The organism is Mesorhizobium sp., assembly GCF_024509055.1.
In the GTDB taxonomy this organism is placed as follows: Bacteria; Pseudomonadota; Alphaproteobacteria; order Rhizobiales; family Rhizobiaceae; genus Mesorhizobium.
Genome location: NZ_JANINM010000114.1, coordinates 1 through 4,515, shown reverse-complemented (window position 1 = coordinate 4,515; position 4,515 = coordinate 1). Strand labels below are relative to the sequence as shown.

Annotated in this window: 4 protein-coding genes and 1 pseudogene; 1 reads left to right on the top strand and 4 read right to left on the bottom strand. The window is 64.5% G+C overall.

The annotated features are described in order from the left end of the window. From Q0L57_RS06360 to Q0L57_RS06350, 3 genes are all read right to left on the bottom strand, one after another. Positions 1–851: signal recognition particle receptor subunit alpha (locus Q0L57_RS06360; RefSeq protein ID WP_296739676.1), on the bottom strand; the 851-nt coding region annotated here is incomplete at its 3' end. A gap of 296 nt (positions 852–1,147) precedes the next feature. After that, positions 1,148–2,095, bottom strand: coding sequence for a CPBP family intramembrane glutamic endopeptidase (locus tag Q0L57_RS06355; protein WP_296739674.1), 948 nt, complete (start codon positions 2,093–2,095; stop codon positions 1,148–1,150). A 156-nt stretch (positions 2,096–2,251) separates the two neighbouring features. Further along, positions 2,252–2,851: a DUF1236 domain-containing protein gene (locus tag Q0L57_RS06350; protein ID WP_296739671.1), complete on the bottom strand. Its 600-nt coding sequence runs from the start codon at positions 2,849–2,851 to the stop codon at positions 2,252–2,254. A gap of 405 nt (positions 2,852–3,256) precedes the next feature. Here Q0L57_RS06350 and Q0L57_RS06345 point away from each other — a divergent pair, with 405 nt between their 5' ends. Continuing rightward, on the top strand, positions 3,257–4,057 hold the full coding sequence (locus Q0L57_RS06345) for a lytic transglycosylase domain-containing protein (protein WP_296739669.1): 801 nt from the start codon (positions 3,257–3,259) through the stop codon (positions 4,055–4,057). Between the two features lie 119 nt (positions 4,058–4,176). On the opposite strand, the pseudogene Q0L57_RS06340 reads toward Q0L57_RS06345, so the two are convergent. Beyond that, positions 4,177–4,515 (bottom strand): annotated as a pseudogene (locus Q0L57_RS06340) (argininosuccinate synthase domain-containing protein); the annotation flags it as partial.

Below are 4,515 nucleotides of genomic sequence, written 5' to 3'. Positions count from 1 at the left end.
TCCTCCAGCCCGTCCATCTTCTCGCCGGTGCCGATCAGCTTGATCGGCTTGCCGGTCACGGCGCGCATCGAAAGGGCGGCGCCGCCACGGCCGTCGCCGTCCATGCGGGTCAGCACCAGGCCGGTGATGCCGACGCGTTCGTCGAAGCTCTTGGCGAGGTTCACGGCGTCCTGGCCGGTCAGCGAGTCGGCGACCAGCAGGATCTCGTGCGGTGACGACACCTTCTTGATGTCGGCCATCTCGACCATCAGCGGCTCGTCGATATGGGTGCGGCCGGCGGTGTCGAGGATAACGACGTCATGGCCGCCGAGCTTGGCCGCCTGCACGGCGCGCCTGGCGATATCGACCGGGCTCTGGCCGGCGATGATCGGCAGCGTCGCCACCTTGGTCTGCTCGCCAAGCTGGCGCAGTTGCTCCTGCGCGGCCGGACGCCGCGTGTCGAGCGAGGCCATCAGAACCTTCTTGTTCTGACGCTCCGTCAGCCGCTTGGCGATCTTGGCCGAGGTGGTCGTCTTGCCGGAGCCCTGCAGGCCGACCATCATGACGACGACGGGCGCCGGCGCATTGAGGTCGATGGCGACGCCTTCGGCGCCCAGCATGTCGACCAGTTCGTCATGGACGATCTTGACGACCATCTGCCCGGGCTTGATCGACTTCAGCACCGCGGCGCCGACCGCCTTCTCGCGCACCTTGTCGGTGAATGAGCGCACGACCTCCAGCGCCACGTCGGCTTCCAGCAGCGCGCGACGCACTTCGCGCAGGGCCGCCGAGACATCCGCCTCGGACAACGCGCCGCGGCCGGTGAGGCCGTTCAGGATGGAGCCAAGACGCTCCTGGAGGGATTCAAACATCTGCGGTCCTTGATCTCGGTTCGGTTCGACCCGAGAGGTAGTGCGTTCGCGGCGGGTCGCCAAGCGAAAGCGCAAAGCCAAAAAGCACCCGGGGGCGCATCGCGCTGCCGGGTGTTGGCCTCCAGGATCGGTTTATGGCACTTGCCTCGAGAGGCTTTGGCGTCCTGGTCGGCTTTCGCGGAGAGATACTCGTCGCGGAATTTCGTGGGCTGTAGACAGGAAATCGACGGCGGAGTCAAGGCTGAGGCCGGAAAAGCGGCCAAGACGCCGCGCTCGCGCCCGCTCGGCGTGGGCTTTCAGATGCTGCGATCGTCCGGCCCCACCTTCAGCGGCGAGCGCGGATGCAGGAGGAGCAGCATCGTCACCAGCGTGCTGGCGATGCCGATTGCGGCGATGAGCACGGCATCCCATGTCGTCCAGCCCGGACCTTCGAGCGGCTTGGCCACGAACAGGGCGAAAGAATTGTAGCCCTCCTGGTGCGAGATCAGGAGGAAACCGGTCAGGTTGTTGCCGAGATGGGCGCCAAACGCGGCGCCGAGATTGCCGGTGACGTAAACCAGCAGGGTCAGCAGCAGCGCGAAGGCGGCGATCGAGACCAGCACGCAGGCATTGATGGGAAGCGTGGCGGCCGAGCTCCAATGCAGCGAGGTGAACAGGAGCCCCGGCAGCACTGCCCAGACGAGCGGGCTCCTGAACCGGTTGGCCAGGCCGCGCAGCAGGTAGCCGCGAAACAGCGCTTCCTCGGACGAGGTCTGCAGGAAGGCGAGCAGGGCGATGGGCACGAGGAAGAGCAACCACGAAGAGAAGGCGATCGATCCGCGCCCAATCTCGGGCTGCAGGCAATAAAGCAGGACCTCGGAGAACAACGAGGTGATCAGGACCGCGATCAGGCCCTTGATGAAGCCTCCGCGCGAGATACGGCGGCTGGCACCAACCAGCGCCGAGAGCGGCTCGCCATGCACGAAGCGCATCGCCACCCAAAGCCCGATCCAGATGCCGGCGAAGGAAGTGAGCGCGGTGAGGATGCCGACCGGCGAGGCGAGGAAATCCTGCATGTACTGCCCGGTCGAGGGACCGGGGAGACGCCAGACGATATAGGCGTAGGTTCCGGCAAAGAGCACGAGGGCTGTCGAGGCCATCCAGAAGGCGACGACGATGGCCGTTCCCAACAGCAAGCGGAGCAAGGTGGTTCTTTCGTTCGGCGAGCGGCGATAGCGCTCAAAGGCGGCATTCTCGATCGTCACACGGGTCCCCTGCCGAACGCCTTAAACCACGTCGGTCTAGGGGATTGCGGTTACCACGCAATTACCGCGACGCAGGGCCCACCTTGGAGAACAGGAACGGCCGCCATCGCCGGCGGCCGCTCTGTCCAGTCGTCTTCCGTCAATCGCGGGGCATCATCAGCGCATCACATAGACGATGCGCCGCGTGCCGGGGTCGACGAGCGCGGGCTGGTTGTTCACGTAGACGTAGCGGTAGTTGTAGTCCGGGATCTCGCTCAGCTCGACCGAGTCCGGCAGCACCGCGCCGGTCACGACCTCGCCGTCGAGATAGACAGGATCGACCCGGTGGGTGGTGACATAGGTGCCGATCTCGGCCGGTGGCCTGGCGATCGGCTCGACCGGATCGCTCGTCACGATCGCGCCGGTATAGCTGTCCGAATAGAGATCGTCGGTCGGCGGCGCCACGACGGCAATGCCGGCGTCCGCCGGCCGGCGCGTCACGACAACCCGGCTGCCGCCGAAATCGCCGGTCACATAGTCGGAGTAGACCCAGCCTTTTCCGCTGGCCTCGGCGATGGTGCACCATTTGCTGCCTTCGATGCAGCCGTTGAGCGTGGCCGACTGGCCGGCCGCCAGCACGCCGATGACCGGATATTGCGGACCTGGGCCGGCGCGGACGTTCAAATCCGTCACCGCCGACACCGGGGTGTCGGCAAGGGCGGCGCCCGTCATGGCGAGCAGCGCGCCGGCAAGTGCCGGAAACAATACGCGTTTCATGGTTTCTCTCCGTTTTCAACGCTCCCTCGGGGTCGGAAACGAGACAAAAGCTTATGCGTTCCGGCTAAAATGGTTTTTCGCCGCTCACGAATTGTTCCACGGTCTTTCGGCGAATCGGTCAAAAGATTGTGAGCCGACCTGCCTGAAAGAGGAGCCGGTTTGGCGATCTATGAGATGCGGAGGCCAAAGGGAAAGTTTTCAAGCCGGGTAATCTTCCCGCCGTGACACCGATCCGCGACGCAAGAGCGCAAACAAATGGATTTCGGCGGTTCCTGCCGCAATAATTTCTTGATTGCAGGCGATCTAGCCGCCATTCGCCGGCTATGGCCGGGGACGGTGACAATCCAGTATTTCACTGGCAAATTCGCAACCGGGACGTGATTCAGGCAACGAGGAGAGACAAGAATGGCATTTTTTGCCAAGGGAAGAATATTTGCGGCGGCCACCGTTATGGCGGTGCTTGCGCTGGCGACGGGCGCCGAAGCGGCAGGCAGTTGCGGCAAGAACGGTGCCGGCTTCGACGCCTGGAAGCAGGAGTTCGCCGCGCAGGCAAGGTCGGAAGGTGTGGGCCAGAAGGGCCTGTCCGCGCTGGCCGGCGCGACCTATGCGACCAGGACGATCGCCGCCGACCGCGCCATCCACAAGGCCTTTAGCGGCTCGGTGGAAGACTTCATGAAGCGCCGTGGGGCGTCGGCGATCATTTCCAGGGGCCGCGCGCTGAAGAAGCAGAACGCGGCGCTGTTCTCCCAGATCGAACAGACCTACGGTGTGCCGCCCGGCGTGCTGCTGGCCATCTGGGGCATGGAAACCGGCTTCGGCGCTTCCATGGGCAACCAGAACACGGTCTCGGCCATCCTGACGCTGGCCTATGACTGCCGCCGCCCGGACTACTTTACCCCGCATGCCATCGCGGCCCTGAAGCTGGTCGATCGCGGCGCCTTGAGCTCTTCGTCGGTGGGCGCGATGCATGGCGAGATCGGCCACACGCAGTTCCTGCCCGGGAACGTGCTGAAGTACGGCGTGGGCAGCGGAAACCTGCGTGACAGGAACACCGCGCTGGCTTCCACCGCCAACTTCCTCAAGGGCCATGGCTGGCAGCCGGGCGCGAGCTATCAGGCCAATATGGGCGCCATCGCCGGCTGGAATTCGGCAAGCGTCTACCAGCAGGCAATCGCCCGCATCGCCGAGGCCATCGACGCCAACTGATGGGTTGCTGACTTCTTTAGACAAAACCCGGCTGAAAGGCCGGGTTTTTCGTTTGCCGCGCAGGAAGCTGGCGAAGGAGAGGAAGCGCTAATCTCCCCCTCAGAGGGAGATCGGCTGCCTCAGCCCTTGCGGTTGCGCGCCGCAAGTGTCCGCAGCCTCAACCCGTTGAGGCGGATAAAACCTTCCGCGTCCTTCTGGTCATAGGCGCCGCGGTCGTCCTCGAAAGTAACCAGCGCGTCCGAATAGAGCGTCTTCTTCGACTTGCGGCCGGTCACCATGACGTTGCCCTTGTAGAGCTTGAGCCGCACCGTGCCCTCGACGTCTTCCTGGCTCTTGTCGATCATCGCCTGCAGCATGACGCGCTCGGGCGAGAACCAGAAGCCGTTGTAGATCAGCTCCGCATAGCGCGGCATGAACTCGTCCTTGAGGTGGGCGGCGCCCCGGTCGAGCGTGATCGA

Bases quoted from the DNA above. Each gene is read 5' to 3' on its own strand.
- Q0L57_RS06350 (WP_296739671.1), bottom strand. From the start codon at position 2,851: ATGAAACGCGTATTGTTTCCGGCACTTGCCGGCGCGCTGCTCGCCATG.
- Q0L57_RS06345 (WP_296739669.1), top strand. From the start codon at position 3,257: ATGGCATTTTTTGCCAAGGGAAGAATATTTGCGGCGGCCACCGTTATG.